The organism is Streptomyces sp. NPDC005962 (assembly GCF_040629205.1).
Lineage (GTDB): Bacteria > Actinomycetota > Actinomycetes > Streptomycetales > Streptomycetaceae > Streptomyces.
The window spans coordinates 280,764-303,798 of the sequence record NZ_JBEXVE010000010.1 but is presented as its reverse complement, the minus strand read 5'-3'; the positions used below and the strand labels follow the sequence as shown (position 1 = coordinate 303,798).

Sequence of the window (23,035 nt, the reverse complement as noted above, 5' to 3'; positions counted from 1 at the left end):
CCCGTAGTCCGGTCCGCGCGCGGGCAATCTCCCGGCATACGGCCGTCGGTCGCGGCCGCCCCGGGAGGTGGACCGTGCACGGACCTCCGCTCATCGGCTGGCTGCTGGTCGCGCTGTGCGCCGCCACCGGCGGGTACTGCCTGCTGCGGATGCGTGCCGAACCGCCCGGGGCGGCGCGCCGGAGCGCGCGCGCCGAGGCGCTCATGGGGTGGGGGATGGCGGCGATGGCCGTGCCGTCCGCCGTCCTGGACCCCCGACCGTGGGGGCCGCCCGCCTTCGCGGCGGTGTTCGGCGTGGCGGCCGTACGGGCCATGGGGCACCACCATCTGCACCACGCCGTAGGGGCGTTGGCCATGGTGTACATGGCGCTCGCGATGATGGCGGGCCCCCGGGGCGGCCACAGCCACGCCTCCATGGCGGCGGGCGGCATACCGGTGCTCACCGGTGCGCTCCTCGTCTACTTCGCGGTCTACGTGGTCCGGTCCGGGCTGCGGCTGCTGCCGATGACGGACGGCGCGGTGACGGCCGTAGGCTGGTCTCGGCTGCCCGAGCTGCGGCATGCGTGCCGTCTCACGATGGCGATAGGGATGTTCGCGATGCTGTTGTCGCTCTGAACCCGCCCGCCGGTGCGTACGCCGGGTGACGACGCCCTGCAAACCGTGGCGTACGTCACTTCATCCGCGCGGACATACCCGGGCCGACCGCCACGACCATAGGCTGACGGCCATGATGGTCCCGCTCGCGCTGATGGGCCTCGGCGCACTGGTGGCGGCAATGGCGCCGCGCCTGATGTCCCGTTCCACATGGGTCGACCGCGAACCCGTACTCGCACTGTGGGTATGGCAATGCGTCGTCGTCGGAGTGCTGCTGTGCTGCGCGCTCACCATGGCACTCACCGCGGCAGCGGCCTCGGAGGCCGTTCGGGGGAACGTCTTCGCCTCCGCGCCCAACGGCGTCGTGGAGGCGTACGCGCTGTCCGGCTACGGCCCCTGGGCGGCGCCCGTCGCCCTCGCCCTGGCCTTCGGCGCCGTATGGTCCGCCGTGATGCTCACCCGCGAGATCGGCCGTGCCCGCGCCTGGCGCAGGCAGCACCGCGCCGAACTCCTCGTCCGCTCCCCCGTCCTGCCCGGCGAGGAGCCCGCCGGGGAGCGGCTCGTCGTCCTGGAGGGCGACAAGCCCGACGCCTGGCTGCTGCCGGGCACCACGCCCCAGCTCGTCATCACGACCGCGGCCCTGCGCCGCCTCAAGGGGCGCCGGCTGGACGCCGTGATCGCCCATGAGCAGGGCCACGCGCGCGCCCGCCACCACTGGCTGCTGCACTGCGCCGGGGCGCTCGCCGGAGGCTTTCCGCGGGTGCCGGTGTTCGCGGCCTTCCAGGACGAGGTGCACCGGCTGGTCGAGCTGGCCGCCGACGACTCCGCGTCACGGCGGTTCGGGCGGACGACGACAGCGCTGGCGCTCGTGGAACTCAACGAAGACCGGGGGGTGTTCGGCCCCTGCCCCAGCGGACTCGCACAGGTCCCGCAGCGGGTGGACCGCCTCCTGGCCCCCGCGGCGCGCTTCTCCCCCGTACGCCGTCTGCAACTCACCGCCGCGGCCGCGCTGGTCCCCGTCGTCCCCCTGCTGGTGACCCTGGTCCCGGCGCTGCGGGTGCTGGGCTGAGCCTCCGGATACCGCGTACGACCCACGCGCGTGCTGGCCCCGTACGCCCGGTGTCGGCGATCATCGACACCATGCAGCCGCAGAACCGCCACCCCCGCCCCCTCCGCATCGCCAGCGTGCTCAGCGTCCTCTTCGTCGTGCTGCTCGCTCTCGTCGCGGCCCGCTGGGGGCCGCTGATCAGCGCGGACCGGGACGTCGTCGTCCCACTGCACCGCTCCGCGCTCGACCACCCCGGCTGGACCGAGGCCAACAGAGTGCTGACGGACTGGATCTGGGACCCCTGGACGATGCGCGCCCTGACGGCCGTGATCGTCCTCTGGCTGCTGATGCGCCGGGAGCGGATGCTCGCCCTGTGGGTCGCCGTCACGGCGGCTGCCGGCACCGCTCTCCAGCAGGGCGTGAAGGCGGCCCTCGACCGCCCCCGCCCGCACTGGGCGAATCCGGTGGACTCGGCCCACTACGCGGCCTTCCCCTCCGGCCACGCCCTCACCGCGACCGTCACCTTCGGACTGCTGCTGTGGATGCTGAAGCTGCACGGCGCACCCGCCCCCTGGCAACGCCTGGCCACCGCCGTGGCCGCCGTCTCCGTCCTCGGCGTCGGACTCACCCGGCTGTACCTGGGCGTCCACTGGCCCACCGACATCCTCGGCGGCTGGCTGCTGGGCGCGGCACTGGTCGCCTGGGCGGTTGTCGCGTATCCGTACGCCGTTATCCACAGGGCCGAGCGGAAATCTTCCGCCGATGGGAGAGTTCGTCCATGAGCAATCTCGATCCGCGGCCCGCGGCGACCGTCTGCGGCGGCCGCGCCGACGTCACCGCGCGGCCGGTTCGCGAACTGCTGACCTCCAAGCAGGTCCCCCTGGGCGAATCCACCGTGGTGCGCCGCCTGCTGCCGAACCTGGGGAGGCGCATGATCGGCGCATGGTGCTTCGTCGATCACTACGGGCCGGACGACATCGCCGACGAGCCGGGCATGCAGATCCCTCCGCACCCCCACATGGGCCTCCAGACCGTGAGCTGGCTCCATGACGGCGAGGTGCTGCACCGCGACAGCCTTGGCAGCCTCCAGACACTACGCCCCGGCGAGCTGGGCCTGATGACCTCGGGCCGGGCCATCGCGCACTCCGAGGAGTCCCCGCGCGACCACGCCCGGCTGCTGCACGGCGCCCAGCTATGGGTGGCCCTCCCCGACGGCGACCGGCACACGGCCCCCACCTGGGAGCACCACGCCGCGCTCCCCCAGGTGACCGGCGGCGGAGGGCTGCGCGCCACCGTCCTCCTCGGCGACCTGGACGGCGCGGCCTCGCCCGGCACCACCTTCACTCCCCTGATGGGCGCCGACATCGCCCTGGCGGCAGGCACCGACACCCGCCTGCCGGTGCGGCCCGACTACGAGTACGCCGCCCTCACCATGTCCGGCGAAGCCGAGGTCGACGGCGTACGACTGGCCCCCGGCTCCCTGCTCTACCTGGGCTGCGGCCGCGGCGAGCTTCCTCTGCGCGCGGATGTGGACAGCGCGTTCATGCTGCTGGGCGGCGAGCCGTTCGAGGAGCGGATCGTGATGTGGTGGAACTTCATCGGCCGCTCCCACGACGACATCGCCCAGGCCCGAGAGGACTGGGCGGCGGGTCGCCGCTTCGGCGTGGTCCGCGGCTACGACGGCCCTCCGCTGGCCGCTCCTGAACTCCCTCCGGTGCCCCTGAAACCGCGCGGACGAACGCGCTGAGCTGTGCTTTCTCCTGCGTGCGGGCGCCGTCGGCGTCGGCCCGGAGGGCTTCATGGCGGGGTGCTTTCGGGGATCAGGGGGGCGGTGCCGAGGCGGTGGAAGGTTCGGTTGAAGTAGACGAGGCTCTGTCCGCCCGAGCGGGTGCGGATGTGCTCGATGTCGAGGAAGAGGACGCTGTGGGAGCCCATCGGTATGGCGTGCTTGACGGTGCCCACCGCGGTCACCAGGGCGTCCTTGAGGACCGGTACCTCGTGGTCTCGGTCCCAGACGTCCCAGGTGAAGCGCTCCGCCATGGGCACCTTGGTGGCCCCGGCGAAGTGCAGTGCCAGTTCCTGTTGGTCACCGCGGAGGACGTTGACGCAGACGCGTCCGTTGGCCTGGAAGACGTCATGCATGGCGCTGGTCCGGTTGACGCAGGCCAGGAGGGTCGGCGGGGCGTCGGTGACGGAGCAGACGGCGCTGAGGGTGATGCCGCAGCGGCCGCTGGGACCATTCGTGGTGAGGATGTTGACGGCTGCCGGGAGATGCGCCATGGCTTCCCGGAATGCCTTCTGGTCGGGGGGCACGGCGATGCCGCTCCTCTCCTGCTTCGGTTGGTTCTCGCTCGCCACGGCCACGGTGGCTGTCAGCGCATGTACAGGCCGCCGTTGGCGTCCCAGCAGGCTCCCGTGACGGCGTCCGCGTGCTCGGCTGCGAGCAGGACGGCCATGTCGGCGATGAAGTGCGGTCGGCCGAGCTTGCCGACCGGGATCGACGCCTCGATCTCGGCGAGCCTGTCCGGGGCGACGGTCTCGCGGACCACCGGAAGGTCCTGTGGTCCCGGGGAGATGGCGTTGACGGTCACCCCGTGCGGGGCGAGTTCGCGGGCGAACACCTTGGTCAGTGTCGCCACACCGCCTTTGGCCGCCGCGTAGTGCGCGCCGGTCGCCGTCCCGCCGTTCTGGCCCGCGAGGGAGGCCACGTTGACGATGCGTCCGTAGCCGCGTTCGGCGAAGTAGGCGCCGAAGACCTGGCAGCCGAAGAAGGTGCCGTTGAGATTGGTGGCCACCACGGCCTCGAAGCTCTCTGGCCCGATCTCCATCAGGGATTCGACCTTGGACTGTCCGGCGTTGTTGACCAGGACGTGCACGGCGCCCCAGCGTTCGTTCAGCCGGTCGCGGACCGCGACGAAGGCGTCCTTGTCGCGCACGTCGAGGGCGAGTCCGACGGCGCGGCGTCCCTCGGGGTCGAGTTCCGCCGCTGTCCTGGCGGCAGCCTCCTCGTCCAGGTCGGTGAGTGCCACCCGGTAGCCCCCGTCGTACAGCCGCCCGGCGATGCAGGCGCCCAGGCCGCGGGCGGCGCCCGTCACCAGAGCGACCTGTCGGGGGCCGTCGGGGGTCATCGGGTCGCCTCCGGCTCCGGGAGGGGACGGCCGACGCGTGCCTCGATCTTCATGTAGCGCCACAGGCCGTACTCGCCGACCTGGACGGTGCGGAAGAGGTTGCAGGCCGCGGCGACGGTCTGCTGGTCGACGACGTCGGCGAGGACGTAGCAGGTCCACGGCCAGGAGTCGGACGGGCCGACCATGTGCTGGTCGTCGTCGACGGTGCCGAGGGCGGTGACGCCGGGCAGTTCGTACAGCTGGGCGAGCATGGTCGTGAATCCGTCCCAGACGGCCTTGCCCTGTCCGGTGGGCAGGTCGAAGAAGTTCTGGTTGACGCCGATGCAGAAGAGCACACGCAGGGGTGCGCCGGGAGAAGCGGTCACGGGGGGCTCCTTGGTGTCTAGAGGTAGCCGGGGAAGGGTGGGACGCCCATGAGGACCGCGCCCGCGCCGTCGTACATGCCTTCCTGGAGGAAGGCGTGCTGCGGGACGACCGAGGCGTCGCGCAGGTGGCGTTCCAAGGGGCTGCCGGTGGCGATGGCGGCGATTCCGCTGAGCTGGTAGGCGGCCCGGACGACCTCGAAGGAGGTCTTGGCCAGGTGTGCGGAGGACAGGCGCAGCAGGCTGGCCTGCGCGGCCGTGGCGGGGTCTCCCGCCACGACGGTCGCCCAGGCCTCCTCGGTCGTCTCGTAGAAGGAGGCGCGCGCGGACCGGAGTTGGGCCTCGGCCTGTCCGACAGCGATACGGTAGGTGGCGCGCTCGGCGGGGATCGGGGCGCCGGTGTAGCCGGAGCGGCCACCCTGGGCGATGACGTGGTCGAGCGCGGCGCGTGCCACGCCGAGGCCGACGACGGCCAGGACCTGGGCGGCGTAGGGGACGGTCGGGTAGCGGTAGAGCGGTTCGTCCACGGTGGGCGTGCCCCCGCGGACGAACGTCCACTCCTCGGGGACGACGGCGCCGTCGACCACCAGGTCGTGGCTGCCGGTGCCCCGCATCCCGATGACGTCCCAGTTCTCGGCGATCTGCACCTGCCCGGGCCGCAGCACGGCGGTCAGGGGGCGGCCGGCCTTGTCCTGGCCGGTCTTGTCCAGGCTGGCCTTGGTGTCCTGATCGGCCTTGTCCTGACTGGCCTTGATGCCGACGCCCAGGACGTCCGCGCCCTTGCAGCCGCTGGCGAACTTCCAGCGTCCCGCGACCCGGTAGCCGCCGTCGACACGTTCCGCGGGCTGTACGGGGAACAGGCCACCGGCGAACGCCACGTCGGGCCCGTTCGCGTAGAGCTCGGTCTGCGTTTCCAGGGGAAGGGCGGCCAGGTAGACGGCGGACGATCCGAAGCTCGCGACCCATCCCGCCGAGCCGTCGACCACGGATATCCGCTCGATGAGGCGCAGGAATTCGGCGGGCGGCAGTGCGTCCCCACCAAAACGCCGCGGAACGCCCGCCCGGTAGATGCCCGCACGCTTGAACTCGCCGATCATGTCCGGCGGGACATGCCTCTTCTCCTCGAATTCGGCTCGCCGTTCCGCGACCACTGCCAGCATTCGTTCGAACTGCGTCATGGGGTGATCTCCTCGCGCTCCCGGACTGCTCTCCTCCGCGCCATGACTTCACGCTATGAGTGGCAGCCGGGGCGTCGCTATGGGAACTTCGCCGCACCGCATAGGGGGTTTCCCCTATCTCACGCCGTTGCCGTCGGCAGCGTGAACCGGAAGACGGCGCCACACGGCTCGTTCGCGTGCACGTCCAGGTGTCCGCCGTGGCGGGTGACGATGCGGTGGCTGAGGGCGAGGCCGATGCCGCTTCCGTTCGCCTTGGAGGTGAAGACGCCGTCGAAGATCCGCTCGTCAGGGGGCGGTCCCGGCCCCCGGTCCCGGACGGCGAGTTCCACGTCGCCGTCCGCTCCGCGCCGGGTGACGACCTCCACCCGGCGCTCCGGCCGCGGGCACCGGGCCATCTCGTCGACCGCATTGAAGGCGAGGTTCATGACGACCTGCCCGATGAGCACGTGCTCGCACAGGACGGGCAGTGGTTCGGTGGTGAGGTCGAGGCCGACGTCCACCTCGTGCTCCTGGGCGCGCAGTTCGATGAAGTACGCGCAGTCGCGCACGATCGTGTTGAGGTCCGTGAGCCGGGCGGACTGTTCCAGGCGGCCGACGTATCGGCGCAGGCTGCCAAGGATGCTCCGGGCCCGTTCGATCTGCCGTACCGCGTTGTCCAGCCCCCAGGCCACGGACTCCTCGCCGGACCCCTGTCCGAGCCGTCCGCGCGCGCCTTCGACGAAGTTGTACGCCGCCGCCAGTGGCTGGCTCACCTCGTGGGCGATCGCCATCGCCATGTCGCCCATGGCGTTGTAGCGAGCGAGGTGGTCGAGGTACTGGGTGTCGCGACGGTGCTGTTCCTCGGCGCGGACCCGGTCGGTGATGTCGTAGAAGAGGAGCATCCGGCCGCGCAGGTCGCTCTCGATCTCGATGTGCTGGCACGTCGCGGCGTACCAGCGGGGTGCACGGCCAGGTACGGCGAAACGGTAGCGGCCCTCGCGCTCCGGTACAGGCCCGTCGCAGCAGTAGGCGGCGAAGTCCGCTCCCTGAAGTCCCTCGCCGAGCAGCCTGCCGGCCGACTCGCTGGCGAAGAGCACCCGGTTCCCGTCGTCGAGGACGACGATGCCCTCGGCCAGGCCACCGAGGAAGGCGCGCAGTCTGTTCTCGGTGCGGAACAGGTCCCGTCGCACCGCCTTCTCCTCGGCGATGTCCCGGAACTGGACCATGACCACGGTCCGCGCGGAGAGTTCGACGCGGATCGCGATCGCCTCGGTGAGTACCTCTTCTCCGTCCTTGGACCGGTAGCACCACTCGGTGACACCGATGCCGTGCTCGACGGCCTGGCGCAACCAGCGGTGGCCGAGATCCCGGCTGTACTGGCGGGCGTTCTTGCTCATGTCGGGGGCCTTGAGCGGCTTCAGTTCGTCGACCGTCCAGCCGAGCAGTCGGCAGGCCGCCCGGTTGGCCCAGAGGATCTCGAAGGTCTTGTCGTCGTGGAGCAGGACGCAGTACTTCAGGGCGTCGGTCAGTTCGCGGAAGTCGGCCGGGGCCAGGCCGTCCACGGGCATGTCCCCCGTCATGTGGCGTCCAGCCTGAGGACGTCCCGGACCAGGGCGGCGATGCTCTCGGCGCCGGTCTTCTCCCGGATGTGGGCCCGGTGCACGTCGACGGTCTTGGCGCTGATCCCGAGCCGTCTCGCGATGTGTTTGTTGGGCGCGCCCTCGACGGAGAGCTCCAGGACGTCCCTCTCCCGTGCGGTCAGGGTGTCCAGCTTCGCCCGCAGACCGGCCTGTCGCGCCTCACGCGCGAAGCGCTCGCGGGCCGTGCGCTGGGCGTTCTGCACGACGTCGAGCATGTGCTGGGGGTCGTAGGGCTTCTCCAGGAAGTCGACGGCGCCCTTCTGCATCGCGCGCACGGACATCCGGATGTCACCGTGCGCGGAGACGAAGACGACCGGCAGGGACGCCCCCGTCTCGTTCAGCACCTCCTGGACCTTGAAGCCGCTGACCTCGGGCATACGGACGTCCAGGACAAGGCAGGCGGGACGGTCGCGGTGATAGGAGCGCAGAAAGGACCGGGCGTCCGGATAGCGCTCAGAGGGGATGCCGACCGACTCCAGCAGCCAGGCGAGCGACTCGCTCAGCTCCTCGTCGTCGTCCAGGATGTAGACGAGACACATCTCAGTCGCCCCGGGACGCCCACGCGGTCCGGGGCGCGGGGACGCCGCACGGGCCGAGGTGGCGGGCCGGGGTGCCCGTCACGTCCGTCATGACGCCGCGGCGGGCCGGGATGCACGTCGCGTCCGTCATGACGCCGCCGCCTTCAGCCGCTCCTCGCGGCGTCGCGCCTGACGGTCCGGGTCCGGCACCGGGGCGGCGAGCAGCAGCCGTTGCGTATAGGGGTGTTCCGGGCGCTCGGTGACCCGGGCGGCGTCGCCCGTCTCGACGATGTCGCCGCGGTACAGCACGGCCACCCGGTGGCTGATGTGGCGTACGACGGACAGGTCGTGGGTGACGAAGAGGTACGCCACCCCGGTCGCCTCCTGGATCTCGATGAACAGGTCGAGCACCCGGGCCTGGGTCGTCAGGTCGAGGGCACTGACCGGTTCGTCGCAGACGATCAGCTTGGGGTCCCGGCACAGGGCGCGCGCGATGGCGATCCGCTGACGCTGGCCTCCGGAGAACTCGCGGGGCAGCCGCCGGGCGGCGTCCCGCGGGAGGTACACATGATCGAGCAGCTTCCGCACCCGCCCTTCCGCTTCGGCACGCGCGACACCGGTCACGAGCAGGGGCTCGGTGAGGATGTCCATGACCGTCATCGCCGGGTTCAGCGAGGTGAAGGGGTCCTGGAAGACGACCTGGATGTCCTTGCCGAGCGCCCGCCGTTCCCGCTTGGCGAGCCTGGAGACGGGCCTGCCGTCGTAGCGGATCTCACCGCTGGTGACGGGGGCGAGGCCGAGGACCGCCCGGCCCAGGGTCGTCTTACCGGAGCCGGACTCGCCGACCAGGCCGACGGTCTCGCCGGGAGCGACGGACAGCGAGACGCCGTGCAGGACGCGGAAGGGCTTCTCGCCGCGGCGCTTGGCGGGGTACTCGACGACGACGTCGTCGAGTTCGAGGAGTGGTGAGGTCATGACGTCACCTCCTTGCGGGGCGTGCCGGGACGGATCCGTGCACCGCGCGCGGGTCCGCCGTCGAGGGTCGAGTCGAGCAGCATCCGTGTGTAGTCGTGCTCGGGTGCCGCGAAGATCTGCCGGGCCGGCGCGGTCTCCACGATGTGGCCCTTCCGCATCACCGCGACCCGGTCGCAGATGTCGGCCACGACACCGAAGTCGTGGGTGACGAGGAGCATGCCCATGTGCCGCTCCTGCTGGAGCGAGCGCATCAGGTCGAGCACCTCGGCCTGGACGGTGACGTCGAGCGCGGTGGTCGGTTCGTCGGCGATCAGCAGCTGGGGGTCGCAGGAGACGGCACCGGCGATCAGGACGCGCTGCGCCATCCCGCCGGAGATCTGGTGCGGGTACGACCGGAACACCCGCTCCGTGTCCGGGATGCCGACCCGGGCGAGGAGTTCCAGCGCCTTGGCGCGGGCTTCTGCCCGGGACAGTCCCAGGTGCTTGCGCATGGGTTCCACGAGCTGGAAGCCGATCCGGAAGCACGGGTCCAGGTTGGACATGGGCTCCTGGGGGATGTAGCCGATACCGCGTCCGCGCAGCGCGTTGAGCTGCTTGAGGTTCAGGCTCGGCAGCGCCTTGCCGTCGAAAACGAGCTGATCGGCCGTCATCTCGGCCTCGTACGGCAGCAGCCCGAGGACGGAGAACGCCGTCTGGCTCTTGCCGGAGCCGGACTCGCCCACCAGTCCCAGTACTTCGCCGCGTTCGACGGTGATGCGCACGCCGTCGACGACCGTCTTCTCTCCGTAGGCGACGCGCAGGCCCTCCACCGTCAGCAGACGGTCGGCGGGTGGCGCGGCCACCGGGCCGCCCGCGGTCCGCACAACGGGCCGGGGACGCTTGGTCACCCGGGGCTCCGTCGGGCCCAGCGCGTCCCTCACCGCGTTGCCCAGCATGCTGGAGGCGAGGATGGTCAGCCCCATCGCGGCACCCGGCCAGACCAGCAGCACCGGCGCGGTGTAGACGTTGGTGAAGGCGTCGTTGAGCATCGCACCCCAGCTGGCCTGGGACGCCTTGCCGAGGCCGAGGAAGGCGAGGCCTGCCTGGATGCCGATCGCCACGGCGAACACCTGGGTGGCCTGGATGACGGAGGGCGCGATCACCACGGGCAGGACGTGCCGCCGCATGATGCGCGCGTCGCCCAGGCCCGAGACGCGGGCGGCGTCGACGTAGAGCTCCTCGCGGACCGCGAGCACCGACGCGCGGATGAGGCGGAAGACCATCGGAGCCATGATCACGCCAAGGACGATCATCGCGATGTTGAGGTCCTGCGAGACGGCCGCCATGACCACCAGCATCACGATGATCGCGGGCACGGCCATGATGACGTTGACGACCCAGCTCGCCACCGCGTCCAGCCAGCCGCGGTAGAAGCCGCTGATGACGCCGAGCGGTCCGCCCGTCGCGAAGGCGACGAGGACGGCGAGGGTGCCGCCCACCAGGCTGGTGCGGCCGCCGTACAGCAGCCGGGACAGGACGTCGCGGCCGACGCCGTCGCCGCCGAGCGGGTGGGTGCCCGACATGGGGGCGAGCGTGTCGGTGAGGACGCTGTGGTCGGGGGCGTAGTCGGTGAGAAGTGGTGCCGCGAGGCTCGCGGCGATCACCAGCGCCAGGACGGCGAGGCAGACGACGGCGACCGGGTCGCGCAGCGTCCGGCGCGGGAGGCGGTCGCGTCCGGGGGGTACGGGGGCCGGTGCCTGGGCCACATCGGTCATGAGACACGCACCTTGGGGTTGAGCCAGCCGTACGCGATGTCCAGCAGCAGGTTGACGGCGACGACGATGACGACGGTCACGACGACCGTGCCGAGCAGCACGGGTGCGTCACCGCGTACGGCGGCGGACTGGGCGAGGGTGCCGATGCCGGGCAGGCCGAACACCTTCTCCACGACGACGGCGCCGCCGATCAGGCCGATGAACTGCAGGGCGAGCACGGTCAGAGCGGGCGGGGCCGCGTTGCGCAGCGCGTGCCGGAACACGACGCTGCGCGTGGTCAGGCCCCGGCTGCGCAGGGTGCGGACGAAGTCGGCGCGCATGACGTCGATCAGGGCGCCACGCACCTGCATCGCGGTGGCCGCGGTCGCGGCGACGGCCAGGGACAGGGCGGGCAGGGTGATGGAGCGCAGCCAGCCGCCGGGCGAGGCGGCGAGGTCGACGTAGCCGGTCGCCGGCAGCCAGCCCAGCTGGACGGCCAGGCTGACGGCGAGGACCAGGGCGATCAGGAAGCTGGGCACCGCGGTGCCCAGCACCGCGGCGAACTGCACCAGGCGGTCCACCCAACCGCCGCGCAGGGCCGCCGCGGTGCCCAGCGCCACGCTGAGCACCGCCGCGATCAGCAGCCCGGCGAGCACCACGGAGAGGGTGACCGGCAGAGTGTCCGTCAGGGACTGGTTCACCGAGTCGCCGGTGAACCACGAACTGCCCAGGTCGCCCCGCAGCGCCTGTCCGGCCCAGTGCCCGTAACGCTCCACCAGGGGCTGGTCCAGCCCGAGTTCGTGGCTCTTCGCGGCCACGGCGGACCGCGAGGCGGTCTCGCCCAGGACGTTGCGGGCGACATCGGAGCCCGTGAGGCTGAGCATCAGGAATGTCGCGGTGGCCACGACGACCACCAGAGTGGCACCGGCGGCGATGCGCCGGAGCAGGAAGACGAGCACGGTCGGTTCCTCCTTCCGCGTGCCGGAACGGACGGGCGGCTAGTTCGCGGGCGCGTAGTTGTGGATCGGCGGGTACTGGGCGCCGGGCTGCGGCGTCACCCTGATGTCCTTCGCCGTCGCGTAGGCATTGGTGATGACGCTCCAGGGCGCGTTCCAGGCCTGGTCGACGACGTAGGTGTTGAGTTCCTCGAAGAGCGCTTCACGCCGGGCACCGGTCGCCTTGCCGATGCGGGCGATGAGGTCGTCGGCCTTGGGGTCGTCGTACTTGGACGGATTCCAGGTGGACTTCTTCGTCAGCTCCAGCTGGACCTTGTCCCAGGCGGTGGGAGCCCCCAGCTTGAAGTACGACATGGCGTACTTGCCGGACAGCATGGCGGTGAAGATCTGGTCGCCCGGCAGGGTGTCCAGATCGACCTTGATGCCGATGTCCTTGAGGGACTGGGTGAGCGCGGCCTGCTCCTGCGGGAAGATCGCGGAGAGGTCGGGGAGGGTGACGGAGAAGCCGTTCGGGTAACCGGCCTCCGCCAGGAGTTTCCTGGCCTTCGCCGGGTTGTAGGAGTACGTGTCGTCCAGCGCGGCCTGGTAGCCGTCCTCGCCCTTGGCGAACAGCTGGGTGGTGGGCGTGCCGAGACCGGTTTTGGCCGACGTGATGATGGCCTGCCTGTCGAAGGCGTAGTTGAGCGCCTGCCGGACCTTCAGCTTGCCCAGGGCGGGCACTTTCTTGCCGCCGCGGTCCCAGATATAGAGGCCCTCGACGTCGCCGGGCTGGTAGGTGACGACGTTCAGGCCCCGGCCCTTGACGGTCTTGACCCGGTTGAGGTTGAGGGTGGCGCCGTCGAGCTGGCCCGACAGCAGGGCGTTGGTGCGCGCGGAGGGGTCGGCCAGATACTTGATGACGATCTTGTCGTACGGGAAGCCCTTGGCGTTCCAGTAACCGGCGTTGCGCGTATAGGTGTACGTCTGACCGGCCGTGGTCGCGGCCGTGTCCAGCTTGTACGGGCCCGAGCCCACCGGCGTTTTGGGGTCCTTGAGCGCCTTGGGGCTGACGATCATGCCCGAGACCTGGCCCAGCGCGGGCAGCAGGGCAGCCGAGGGGTGGCTCAGCTTGATGGCGACGGTGTGCGGGTCGACGACATCGACACCGGTGATGTCCTGGATCTCTCCGGCGGCGCTGGCCGTGCCGCTCTTGGTGTGCAGCAGGCTCCGCTTGACCGCGTCGGCGTCGAGCACGGTGCCGTCGGTGAACGTGACCCCCTTGCGCAGCTTCAGCGTCAGCGTGGTCTGCGGCTTGTCGTACGACCAGGAGGTGGCCAGGTTCGGGGTGGGCCCGCCCTTCGCGTCCAGCCGGATCAGCGTGTCGTACACCGGCTGGTAGTACTGGGACTCGGGTCCCATGCTCGCCTTGGCCAGGTCCCACGGCGTGGCCGCGACGGACTCGGCGAGGGTCAGGGTCTTGTCGCTTCCGGAGGCCTGGGTGCCGCCACCACAGGCCGTGGCCGTCGCTGTCAGGATGACGGCGCCGACGAACGCCACTGTCTTGCGCATGCTCTCTCCACGTGTATCAAGTCCTTCGGCTCTGGTGTGTCCCCCCGGGTCGCCCCGCTGTCGGCCGTGCGGTGCCGGTACTGCCGGTACCGCTGTACTGCCGGTGTCGCGCGTAGGCCGGTCATGGCTACGCCTGACGTGCGGCCCACTCCCCGCAGAGCCGCACGCTCTCCTCCGGCGTCGGCCGGGCGCCCCGGTCGACCTCGACGATCAGCCAGCCGTCGAAGTCATCGGGCAGCGCGCCGACGAAGCCCTCGATGTCGGCGCTTCCGTGGCCGGGTTCGGACCACAGCCCCGCCAGAACCGTCTTGCGGTAGTCCCAGCCCGCCTCCCGGGCCCGCGCGGCGAGGCCGAGGTCCAGGTCCTTGATGTGGACGCTCGCCACCCGGTCCGCGTAGTCGCGCACGAGTTGCGCCGGGTCGGCGCCCGCCCAGGCCAGGTGGCCCATGTCGGGTCCGAAGCCGAGGAGGGAGGAGTCGACGGTGTCGAGGATGAAGCGGGTCTCCGGCTCGGTCTCGGCCCAGGTTCCGACGTGCGGGTGGAAGGCCGGGATGATCCCCTCCGCACGGATGACACCGGCGATCTCGGCCAGCAGGTCCCGCACCCGCTCCAGCCGTTCCCGCTCGGACAGATGGCCGACGGCCGGACGGGCCACGCGCTCGGCGTCCTTGGCCATCCCCATGGCGAGGAAGACGGTGGGCACTCCAAGTTCCGCGTGCTGTCGCGCGACGCGTGCCGCGGTGTCGCGGAAGGTCCGCCGCTCGGCCGCGTCGTCGGTGAGGCGGACGGAGAGGTATCCGGGCGCCGGGCTGACGCCGTACGCGGCGAGCCGGGCGGCGTACTCCTGAGGCGTCATGTCGCCGGGGACGGCGCTGTGGAGGGCGGTGATACCCGCGTCGTGAATGACCGTGAGCTGCTGATCGAGCGGCGGGGCGAGCGTGGGGTCGATCCAGCCGTCGGCGCTCGCGACCCATTGCAGGGGGTTGATGGCGAGGCGATCCTGCCTGATCTTCATGTTCCGTGGTCCTCTCAGTGGACGGGGCGGGGCTCGGGGCGTTCACAGCTGCTCCCGGGGGTGACGAAGCGCTTCTCCCGCTGGGAGGTCTCGAACCCGGCCAGGACGTCCAGGACGTGGAAGGCGAACCGCGCGTTCGCACGGTGCGCCCCGCCCTCGATCGCACCGGCGAGGTCGCGTACGCCGAGCCCGCGGCGGTGCTGCTCGGGAGTCCCCACGGCGCCGAAGAGGTCCGTGACCGGTGTGAGCACCTGCCACTCCAGGTCGCCGTGGCGCTTCAGACGGACATCGCCGTCGAAGAAGTTCGGGTTGGGCAGGGCCAGGGTGCCCTCGGTGCCGTACAGCTCGATGCGCGGGAGTTCGGTGTCCCAGACGTCGAAGCTCATCAGCGTGGTGACGAGGGCACCGGAGGCGAAGGTGAGAGTGGCCGAGGCATGGGTGGGGACCTCGACGGTGACCTCGTCGACCACGCGCCCGGGGCTGGTGACCGTGCGGGACGGCGCTCCGACCCGGGTCGCGGCGGACACCTGGGCCACCGGACCGAGGCAGTTGACGAGGGCGGCCAGGTAGTAGGGGCCCATGTCCAGGACCGGGCCGCCGCCGGGGCCGTAGAAGGCGCGCGGGTCGGGGTGCCAGGTCTCGGCACGGCTGGAGCGTACGAACGCGGTGGCCCCGACGACCTCGCCGATCCGCCCCGTGTCGATCGCGTGCCGGGCGGTCTGCACGGCACTGCCCAGGAAGGTGTCCGGGGCCGAGCCCAACAGCGCCGTGCTGCTCGCGGCGGCGTCGAGGACCTCGCGGGCCTCCTCGACCGTGGCCGCGAGCGGCTTCTCCACGTAGACGTGCTTTCCGGCCTCCAGCGCGGTGATGATGGTCTTCGCGTGGAACCGCGGCGGGGTGATGTTGACGACGATGTCGATCGATTCGTCGCCGAGGAGTTCGTCGCCGTCGCCCCAGGCCGGTATGGAGTACTCGGCCGCCGCCTCGCGGGCGCGGGCCGTGTCGACGTCGGCCACCCGGACCACCTCGAGCTCCGGGAAGCCGCGCAGGCCCTCGACGTAGCGGCCGAAGATGTTGCCCGCGCCCAGGACCCCGATGCGGTGCCGTACTGCTTGCTGAGCCATGAATCTCCCGCAATCCGTCCCCAGCGGCCGGAGGGCCGCGTTGCGCATCACCTTCGTTTAGTTCGCGCTAAGAGCACAAGAGACAGCATTTAATTTTCTTTCAGGCCTAAAAGGCGTCGAAATTCGACCCTCATGTCGGCTCAGCCCCTTATGGGCCAGGCAAGCAGTGTCGTGTTGAAGGAGATAAGGAGGTGCATTACATTCACGAGAATGCATAAAGATGACGGCCACACCGAGGATGCGTCGATGTCCGCTTCGGCCCCCCTGGCACTGCGCCGGGTGCTGGGACTCGTGGTGTCCGGGGCGGCGACCAACCGTGCGGAGATCGCCCGGCGCAGCGGCCTGGCCCGCTCGACCGTCGGCCAGCAGGTCGACCATCTCGTCGGCACGGGCATTCTGGAGGAGGTCGAGTCCAGACGGTCCGTCCGGGGCCGACCGCCCCGTGTCCTGACGATCAGTCCGCGGGCCGGGACCGTCGTCGCCGTGGACGTCGACACGGCGGAGTCACAGATCGCCGTCGCCGACCTGGCCCGGCGGGTCATCGCTCGGGAGACCGTGGGCATCCGGATCGACGCCGGCCCCCGGGCCGTGCTGGACGCGGTGACCGAACGGCTTCAGGGCCTGCTGGAGAAGCACCGCTGTGATCCCGGCCGGGTGCGTGAGGTCGTCGTCGGTCTGCCCGGCCCGGTGGACTTCCAGCAGGGGTGCGCCGTCCAGCCGACCGGCATGCCGGGCTGGGACGGCTACCCCGTGGCCCAACACCTCCGGGAACGCCTCCACGCTCCCGTCGTGGTGGACAACGACGTCAACCTGATGGCCATGGGCGAGGTCACCCATGGCCGGATGGAGACCCCGCTGTTGTGCGTCAAGATCGCGACCGGCATCGGCTCGGGCCTCATCACCGCGAGCGGCGACATGTACCACGGCGCCGACGGAGCGGCCGGCGACATCGGGCACATCAGGGCCGTCGGCGGCGGCAACGTTCTGTGCGCCTGCGGCAACGTCGGCTGCGTCGGCGCGCTGGCCTCGCACCGTGCGGTTCTGCGTGGCCTCGGCATCGCCGAGTCGACCGACGACGATCCGCTCCACGGCACCCGCGAACTCGCCCGGCGCATCGCCGCGGGCGAACCGACCGCGCTGCACGCCGTGCGTCAGGCCGCCACCGAGATCGGCGAGGTGGTGGCCATGCTGGTCCATATGTTCAACCCGCGCACGGTGGTGCTGGCCGGTCCTCTCAGTGAACTCCGCGACGACCTCGTGTCCGCCGTTCGCGCCGCCGTCTACCAGCGCGCCCTGCCCCTGGCCACCCGCAAACTGACCATCACCGCTACCCAGCTCAAGGGCGCCTCCGGACTGCACGGCGGCATCGCCGTCGCCACGCGGAACGTGTTCAGCCCTGCGGGGATCGCACGGCTGCTGGCCGACGAACCGGGACCGGACCGATAGGACCGGGCGCCCCCACGGGCCGGTGGCGACGCGCCCTACTTTCCGTAGCCGACTGCCGTGATGTTGGCCTGCACCGCGTTCTCGGTGGCGTCCGAGGGATAGCCGGACGTCATCACGCCTTCGTAGAACGTTCCGGCGGCGCCGTGGCTGTTGTCGCCGCCGATGCCGAGGATGATGGCGCCTTCCTTCTTCATCGGGTTGTAGCCCGCGACGTTGGGACGCTTACCGTCGTAGAAGGTCGACAGGGCGCCGGACTGTGCGTTGCCGCCGCGGATGGCCCAGTGGTTGGGCTCGCCCTTGATGAGGGCGGTCAGGTACCGGTGGCTGATCGAGGGGTCGTTGGCGTTGTAGCGCTGGTTGACCCCGGAGAACAGGCCGTTCTCCAGGTCGGCCATGATCCAGGGGCCGTTGCCCGCGCCGTAGCCCCAGACCTTGTTGTTGCCGAAGTAGATGGCCTCCATGGTGCCGTTGCCGTTGTCCAGGCTGTTGGTCTCGGCGTTGCCGTAGTCGAAGCAGCATCCGCTGTTGTAGTGCGTGCCGTCGAGGATGGCGTACATCCCCTCCGGCTGGTCGCCCTTCGCGATGCCGTTGGTGTTGTTGTCGCGGTACCCGGTGCCCGGGGCGACGAAGACGCCGTATGCCTTGTGGCCGCCGAGCGTGGTCGGCGCGGCGGTGGCGTTGGCGAGGTTGTCGTATCCGCCCGGAGCCGGGCCGGGGAATCCGCCGGGCGGTGCCTGGGTGAGGCGGTTGTTGCGGCCGGACTGGTCGTAGATGACGGTGATGAGGCAGGTCGTACCGGCGCAGAACGAGTCCTGCGCGGCGGCGTTGGCGTATCCGCCCGGGCTCAGGACGCCGATGTCCCGGGTGGCGTTGTCCGAGGCCCGGCGCACCTGGTACAGCGGGCCGTTGTATGACGCGTACAGCGTGCGGGTCGTACTGTGCGCGGCCACACAGGGAGTGCCACCGGTGGCGTAGGTGTCACAGGGCAGCGAGGCGGCGGCCGGAGCGGCGTGCGCGGCCGGTGCTGCGCCGGTGGGTACGCCGAGGCTGAGCGCGGTTGCCGCCGCGGCCGCGAGAAGTGTGCGCCGTAAGGGGCGTAACCGTGATCGGTTGGACATGAGTGAGCTCCTCTGTTGGTGGGCGCACTTGCCGTCGTTCCGGACGGGTCCTCTCTGACGGTTCGCCCGATATACCGAACACTGCCCGGCACTTCGGGCACTTCGGATGATAGGAATCCCGTCGCAATCGTCAATACCTGTCGCGTGACTCGCCGGAAGCCGGTGATGCGCAGGTCGACTTCAGGTGTTCGCGCAGCCATTGTTCTGTGTTGCTGACGTGCAGCAGCGCGGCGGCCTGGCTCAGCGGGGCGTCCCGCGCGGCCAGGGCTGCGAAGATCGCCTCGTGTTCCGCGAGTGTTCCGCCGGCGGCGCGGGTGTCGACCAGACCGCGCCAGATGCGGGCACGCAGGGTGCGGCCCGAGACCCCCTCCAGGACGGTGATCAGTGACTCGTTGCCGGTCACCGAGACGATCGCACGGTGGAAGGCCGCGTCATGGGCGTTCAGCTGCTCCACGTCGTCGCGCGCCTCCCGCATGGCGTCCAGGTGGCGCTTCACCTCTGCCAGGCCCGCGTCGGAGATCCGGGTGACGGCCAGCGCGGTGGCGGCGGGTTCGAGCAGGCGCCGCACCTCCATGAGATCCAGCAAGGCGCCCGGGTCCGCTTGCAGCAGTTCCACCGCGCCGCCGAGACCCTCCAGGAGCAGGCTGGGCTGGAGGCTGGTGACGTAGGTGCCGTCTCCCCGTCTGACCTCCAGGACGCGTGCGACGGCCAGCGCCTTGACCGCCTCCCGGGCCAGATTGCGGGAGAGCCCCAAACCGGCGGCGAGTTCCTGCTCGGGAGGCAGCTTGGAGCCGGGAGGGAGGGCCCCTGAGGCGATGAGCTCGCGGATCTGCGTGATCGCCTTGTCCGTCAGAGACATGGGAACTTCTCCCGTGAGTGCCGTCGTGTGTTCAACCCAAGACATGTGATGTCTAGCCTCCGAATGACTGCGCGAAACCTGCGCAAAATACGCCAACTGCCGAAGAGGAAGCTGCTTTCATCCCAGCGAAGTGGTTGACATGACCCCGGCGCATGCATGAAGTTCATGCGTGGCATCCGGCCCCCGCACCCGCGGGCACCGGCAGCGCCACCGCCGCACACCGATGGGCAATCCCCGTTCATGCGCCGATTCTTACGGGGCGCGTCGCCCGGTCTCGGACCGCGCACGCACCCCTCTGGACCCAGGAGTCAGACCATGCCGTCTGGAAGTCCGTCCCGCCGCACCATCCTGACCGCCGCCGCCGGCGCCACAGCCGCGGCCACGGCGCTCCCCGTCCTCCCCGGCTCCCCCGCCCAGGCCGCCACCCCGCAGACCAGCCTGAGCAGGCTGGTGGACATGCGGTTCGGCATGTTCAACCACTTCAACATGGGGACGTTCACCGACGAGGAGTGGGCCGCGCCCAACCAGGACCCCGCCCTCTTCGCACCCGGCATCGTGGACTGCGCGCAGTGGGCCGCGGCCGCCAAGGCCGCGAGGATGAGCTACGGCGTGCTGACCGCCAAGCACCACGACGGCTTCTGCCTCTGGCCGACCGAATACAACGACTACAACGTCACCAACAGCCGCTACAAGCGGGACATCGTCGGGCAGTACGTGAAAGCCTTCCGGGCCGCGGGGCTGCGGGTCGGGCTGTACTTCTCGATCTGGGACCGCTCGTACAGCGTCCAGGGATACGACACCCGGCACCAAGTGGGCGCCGACCAGGTCATCGTGCCCGGTGATCTGACGTACATCCTCAACCAGATCACCGAGCTGCTGACGAACTACGGCACGATCGACGTGTTCATCACGGACGGCTACGCGTGGCAGATGGGGCAGCAGGCCCTGTCGTACCAGCGCATCCGCGAGCATGTGAAGTCCCTCCAGCCGGACATCGTCATGATCGACCATGGCGCACTCTCGGTGCCGTTCCTCGGTGACGCGATCTACTTCGAGGAGCCGTTGGGCATCACGGCGCCGGAGGGCAACACACACGCCGCGCTGCAGGGACAGACGATCAGCAACGGATGGTTCTGGCATCCCTCGACGCCGGACACCAACCCGATGAGCAAGGCGTCGATCCTGTCCCATCTCCTCGACCTGGAGCCGAAATACACGTCGTTCATCCTGAACTGCCCGCCGGGCCGCGGCGGAAGGCTGGACGGCAACATCGTGGGGCGGCTGGCCGAGGTCGGCGCGGCCTGGCGCCCCGACACCTCCCGTCGGCCGCTTCCGGCCCAGCCGCCACGCGCCGAGCACCCGGTGACACCGGTGAGCGCCTATGCCACCGGCTTCCACGCGGGCGAGGGGCCGATGAACGCGATCGACGGGCTCAGCGACAAGAACTTCGAGACCTGCTGGTCCACATGGGGTCTGACCCTGCCGCACTCGATCACCATCAACCTCGGCGGGGTCTGGAGCGATGTCTCCACACTCGAGTACCTGCCCAAGCAGTGGAACCGCGACAACTCCACCGACGGCGACATCGTGGCGTACACGATCCACACCAGCACCGACGGCATCCGCTTCGCACAGGTCGCCGGCGGCCTCTGGGGCGGCAGCCGGGCGACGAAGGTCGTGGAATGGAGTCCGCGGAAGGTGGGTTACGTGCGCGTCCAGGTCGAGGAGGGCACCGGCGGCTACGCGAACGTGGGCGGGGTGCGCATCGGCGGCAGAAGGCGGAAGCCCGCCCTGGTGTCACGCGTGCTGCCGGGAGACGCGACGGTGTACCGGCTGGTGAACCGCGACAGCGGTGAGGTGGCCGATGTCCTCGGCAGCGGAACCGCCGACGGCACCGACGTGCGCCAGCAGCCCTGGCGGAACCAGGCGAACCAGGCGAACCAGAAATGGACGTTCACCTCTACCGGCGACGGCTACTACAAGATCCGGAACGTGAACAGCGGCACACTCCTGGAAGTGGCGGGACTGTCGCGGGCGGACGGCGGCAACGTCGGCATCTGGTCGGACGACAACGTCCCGCAACAGCACTGGGCGGTGACGCCGACCGGTGATGGCCACTACTACCTCACCAACCGGCTCTCCGGGCTCGCCCTCAACGTCGACGGCGGCTCGACAGCGGACGGCGCCGACATCAACCAATGGGCCTACGCCCGGGCAGCGCGGCAACAGTGGCAGATCATGACCGGGTGACCTGCTCCAGGGACGCGCCCCGTGCCGATCTTCAGCCGTGGTGAGTGCTTGTGGGGCGGGCGTGGGTGGTGAGGCCGACGAGAACAAGCGTGAGCCAGCGGGCACGGGCGGTGGGTGGCTGGTCGGTGGGGGCGGTGGAGATGAGGAGGTAGATGTCGTCGACGGTGACATCGGGGTGGATGTCTCCTTCGGATTTGCCGGCCTGAAGGAGTTCGGTGAGTGCGGTGCCGGCGCGTGATTCCGCGGCGGTGTCGGCAGGGCGTGCGCCGAGGGTCCGGGCGGCGGCCTTGACGGCATGGTTGGTGGCAGTGGCCTCGACGACGCGCCCGAGGAAGCCGGTGATCTCCTCCAGCGCGCGGGAACCGCCGGCGGCACGTTCGCGGGCGGCGTCGACGTCGTCGGCGACATGGGTGGTGTATTCGGCGATGACGGCGGCGACGAGGTCGGTCTTGGTGGGGAAGTGCCGGTAGAGGGTGCCCACGGCCACACCCGCGGCGGCGGCGATCTCATCCATGCCCGCGTCGGGCCCGTGCAGTGTGATCTGTTCGCGGGCGGCGTCGAGGATCTTCTTGCGGTTGCGGACCGCGTCGGCGCGGGGCGCTCGGGCCTGGGCCATGGGGGCTCACTCTCCAGATGCGGATTCCGGGGCTCGGGACTTGCAATAACCTGAACCGAGGTTCACAGTAGTTTATGAACCAACGTTCATCTTAACTGACGGGATCTGTCATGACCACGAAGACCGCCCTGGTCACCGGCGCCTCCTCCGGCATCGGTGAAGCCACCGCCGTGAAGCTGCACGCCCTGGGTTACACCGTCTACGCCGCCGCCCGCCGCACCGACCGCATGCGCATGCTGGCCGACCGCGGCATGCGGCTCCTGGCCATGGACGTCACCGACGACGACTCCATGCGCTCGGGCATCGACCGCGTCGCCGCGGACACCGGCCGCCTCGATGTCCTGGTCAACAACGCCGGTTACGGCTCCTTCGGTGCCATCGAGGACGTCCCCCTGGACGAGGCCCGCTACCAGTTCGAGGTCAACGTCTTCGGTGCCATGCGCCTGGCCCAGCTCGCCCTGCCGCACATGCGCGCCCAGCACGCCGGCACGATCATCAACATCACCTCCATGGGCGGGAAGATCCACACCCCGCTCGGCGGCTGGTACCACGGCACCAAGTTCGCCCTCGAAGCCCTCAGCGACTGCCTGCGCATGGAGGCCAAGCCCTTCGGTATCGACGTCGTGGTCATCGAACCCGGCGGCATCAAAACCGAATGGGGAGCCATCGCCGCCGACCACCTGACCAAGACCTCCAGCAACGGCGCCTACGCCCAACAGGCCGACGCCGTCGCCACCGCTCTCAGCTCCGAAGCCAACGCCAAGCGCCTGTCCTCCCCCCAGGTCATCGCCGACGCCATCGGCAGGGCCGTCACCGCCCGCCGCCCCAAAACCCGCTACGCCACCGGCTTCGGCGCCCGCCCCATGATCACCCTCCGCCGCGTCCTCCCCGACCGCGCCTTCGACACCTTCATCACCCGCGCCACCGGCGTCCCGCGAGCGGCCTGACA

General features: G+C 70.4%; 22 protein-coding genes and 1 pseudogene. 7 read left to right on the top strand and 16 right to left on the bottom strand.

Going from position 1 to position 23,035, the window contains the following annotated elements; all coding sequences use genetic code 11:
- Positions 1–74 precede the first annotated feature (74 nt).
- From ABZ370_RS19580 to ABZ370_RS19565, 4 genes are all read left to right on the top strand, one after another.
- On the top strand, positions 75–614 hold the full coding sequence (locus tag ABZ370_RS19580) for a DUF5134 domain-containing protein (protein ID WP_358622212.1): 540 nt from the start codon (positions 75–77) through the stop codon (positions 612–614).
- A 112-nt stretch (positions 615–726) separates the two neighbouring features.
- Positions 727–1,662: a M56 family metallopeptidase gene (locus ABZ370_RS19575; RefSeq protein WP_358622209.1), complete on the top strand. Its 936-nt coding sequence runs from the start codon at positions 727–729 to the stop codon at positions 1,660–1,662.
- Between the two features lie 71 nt (positions 1,663–1,733).
- Positions 1,734–2,423 carry a phosphatase PAP2 family protein gene (locus tag ABZ370_RS19570; RefSeq protein WP_358622206.1) on the top strand — a complete coding sequence of 230 codons (690 nt, stop codon included), beginning with the start codon at positions 1,734–1,736 and terminating at the stop codon, positions 2,421–2,423.
- Complete coding sequence (locus ABZ370_RS19565) at positions 2,420–3,388, top strand: pirin family protein (protein WP_358622204.1); 969 nt, start codon at positions 2,420–2,422, stop codon at positions 3,386–3,388. Before ABZ370_RS19570 ends, ABZ370_RS19565 begins: the two co-directional genes overlap by 4 nt.
- Before the next feature lie 50 nt (positions 3,389–3,438).
- Here the strand turns inward: ABZ370_RS19565 and ABZ370_RS19560 are convergent, their stop codons facing one another.
- The 13 genes from ABZ370_RS19560 to ABZ370_RS19500 all read right to left on the bottom strand — a co-directional run bounded on the left by ABZ370_RS19560 (position 3,439) and on the right by ABZ370_RS19500 (position 15,797).
- The gene (locus ABZ370_RS19560; RefSeq protein WP_358622201.1) at positions 3,439–3,954 is read right to left on the bottom strand and encodes a flavin reductase; all 516 of its coding nucleotides are present in this window, start codon (positions 3,952–3,954) and stop codon (positions 3,439–3,441) included.
- A 59-nt stretch (positions 3,955–4,013) separates the two neighbouring features.
- On the bottom strand, positions 4,014–4,769 hold the full coding sequence (locus ABZ370_RS19555) for an SDR family NAD(P)-dependent oxidoreductase (protein WP_358622199.1): 756 nt from the start codon (positions 4,767–4,769) through the stop codon (positions 4,014–4,016).
- On the bottom strand, positions 4,766–5,134 hold the full coding sequence (locus ABZ370_RS19550; protein ID WP_358622197.1) for a hypothetical protein: 369 nt from the start codon (positions 5,132–5,134) through the stop codon (positions 4,766–4,768). The genes ABZ370_RS19555 and ABZ370_RS19550 overlap by 4 nt, the downstream gene beginning before the upstream one ends.
- 17 nt (positions 5,135–5,151) lie before the next feature.
- On the bottom strand, positions 5,152–6,309 hold the full coding sequence (locus tag ABZ370_RS19545; RefSeq protein WP_358622194.1) for an acyl-CoA dehydrogenase family protein: 1,158 nt from the start codon (positions 6,307–6,309) through the stop codon (positions 5,152–5,154).
- A 119-nt stretch (positions 6,310–6,428) separates the two neighbouring features.
- Positions 6,429–7,856, bottom strand: coding sequence for an ATP-binding protein (locus ABZ370_RS19540; protein ID WP_358622192.1), 1,428 nt, complete (start codon positions 7,854–7,856; stop codon positions 6,429–6,431).
- An 8-nt stretch (positions 7,857–7,864) separates the two neighbouring features.
- On the bottom strand, positions 7,865–8,467 hold the full coding sequence (locus ABZ370_RS19535) for a response regulator (RefSeq protein WP_358622189.1): 603 nt from the start codon (positions 8,465–8,467) through the stop codon (positions 7,865–7,867).
- Position 8,468: 1 nt separating this feature from the next.
- A complete protein-coding gene (locus ABZ370_RS19530) occupies positions 8,469–8,597 on the bottom strand; it encodes a hypothetical protein (RefSeq protein ID WP_358622188.1) in 129 nt (42 codons plus the stop codon).
- On the bottom strand, positions 8,594–9,421 hold the full coding sequence (locus tag ABZ370_RS19525) for an ATP-binding cassette domain-containing protein (protein ID WP_358622186.1): 828 nt from the start codon (positions 9,419–9,421) through the stop codon (positions 8,594–8,596). The genes ABZ370_RS19530 and ABZ370_RS19525 overlap by 4 nt, the downstream gene beginning before the upstream one ends.
- Positions 9,418–11,175, bottom strand: coding sequence for a dipeptide/oligopeptide/nickel ABC transporter permease/ATP-binding protein (locus ABZ370_RS19520; RefSeq protein ID WP_358622184.1), 1,758 nt, complete (start codon positions 11,173–11,175; stop codon positions 9,418–9,420). The genes ABZ370_RS19525 and ABZ370_RS19520 overlap by 4 nt, the downstream gene beginning before the upstream one ends.
- Positions 11,172–12,113: an ABC transporter permease gene (locus ABZ370_RS19515; RefSeq protein ID WP_358622181.1), complete on the bottom strand. Its 942-nt coding sequence runs from the start codon at positions 12,111–12,113 to the stop codon at positions 11,172–11,174. The genes ABZ370_RS19520 and ABZ370_RS19515 overlap by 4 nt, the downstream gene beginning before the upstream one ends.
- Before the next feature lie 39 nt (positions 12,114–12,152).
- The gene (locus ABZ370_RS19510; protein WP_358622178.1) at positions 12,153–13,658 is read right to left on the bottom strand and encodes an ABC transporter substrate-binding protein; all 1,506 of its coding nucleotides are present in this window, start codon (positions 13,656–13,658) and stop codon (positions 12,153–12,155) included.
- Positions 13,659–13,785: 127 nt separating this feature from the next.
- A complete protein-coding gene (locus tag ABZ370_RS19505) occupies positions 13,786–14,673 on the bottom strand; it encodes a sugar phosphate isomerase/epimerase (RefSeq protein ID WP_358622176.1) in 888 nt (295 codons plus the stop codon).
- Positions 14,674–14,687: 14 nt separating this feature from the next.
- Entirely contained in the window at positions 14,688–15,797 is a 1,110-nt protein-coding gene (locus tag ABZ370_RS19500) for a Gfo/Idh/MocA family oxidoreductase (RefSeq protein WP_358622174.1), read from the bottom strand.
- Between the two features lie 246 nt (positions 15,798–16,043).
- Here ABZ370_RS19500 and ABZ370_RS19495 point away from each other — a divergent pair, with 246 nt between their 5' ends.
- Positions 16,044–17,243 carry an ROK family transcriptional regulator gene (locus ABZ370_RS19495; protein WP_358622171.1) on the top strand — a complete coding sequence of 400 codons (1,200 nt, stop codon included), beginning with the start codon at positions 16,044–16,046 and terminating at the stop codon, positions 17,241–17,243.
- Between the two features lie 44 nt (positions 17,244–17,287).
- On the opposite strand, the pseudogene ABZ370_RS19490 reads toward ABZ370_RS19495, so the two are convergent.
- Both ABZ370_RS19490 and ABZ370_RS19485 read right to left on the bottom strand, forming a co-directional pair.
- Positions 17,288–18,361: pseudogene (locus tag ABZ370_RS19490) on the bottom strand (arabinofuranosidase catalytic domain-containing protein); the annotation flags it as partial.
- 130 nt (positions 18,362–18,491) lie between these two features.
- Positions 18,492–19,220, bottom strand: a complete 729-nt coding sequence (locus ABZ370_RS19485) for a FadR/GntR family transcriptional regulator (protein ID WP_358622168.1) — start codon at positions 19,218–19,220, stop codon at positions 18,492–18,494.
- A 315-nt stretch (positions 19,221–19,535) separates the two neighbouring features.
- Between ABZ370_RS19485 and ABZ370_RS19480 the strand changes: the two genes are divergently transcribed.
- A complete protein-coding gene (locus ABZ370_RS19480; RefSeq protein WP_358622166.1) occupies positions 19,536–21,470 on the top strand; it encodes an RICIN domain-containing protein in 1,935 nt (644 codons plus the stop codon).
- Between the two features lie 31 nt (positions 21,471–21,501).
- Here ABZ370_RS19480 and ABZ370_RS19475 read toward each other — a convergent pair whose 3' ends face one another.
- Positions 21,502–22,086, bottom strand: coding sequence for a helix-turn-helix domain-containing protein (locus ABZ370_RS19475; RefSeq protein WP_358622163.1), 585 nt, complete (start codon positions 22,084–22,086; stop codon positions 21,502–21,504).
- 110 nt (positions 22,087–22,196) lie between these two features.
- On the opposite strand from ABZ370_RS19475, the gene ABZ370_RS19470 reads away from it, so the two are divergent.
- Positions 22,197–23,033 carry an oxidoreductase gene (locus ABZ370_RS19470; RefSeq protein ID WP_358622160.1) on the top strand — a complete coding sequence of 279 codons (837 nt, stop codon included), beginning with the start codon at positions 22,197–22,199 and terminating at the stop codon, positions 23,031–23,033.
- Positions 23,034–23,035: the final 2 nt, after the last annotated feature.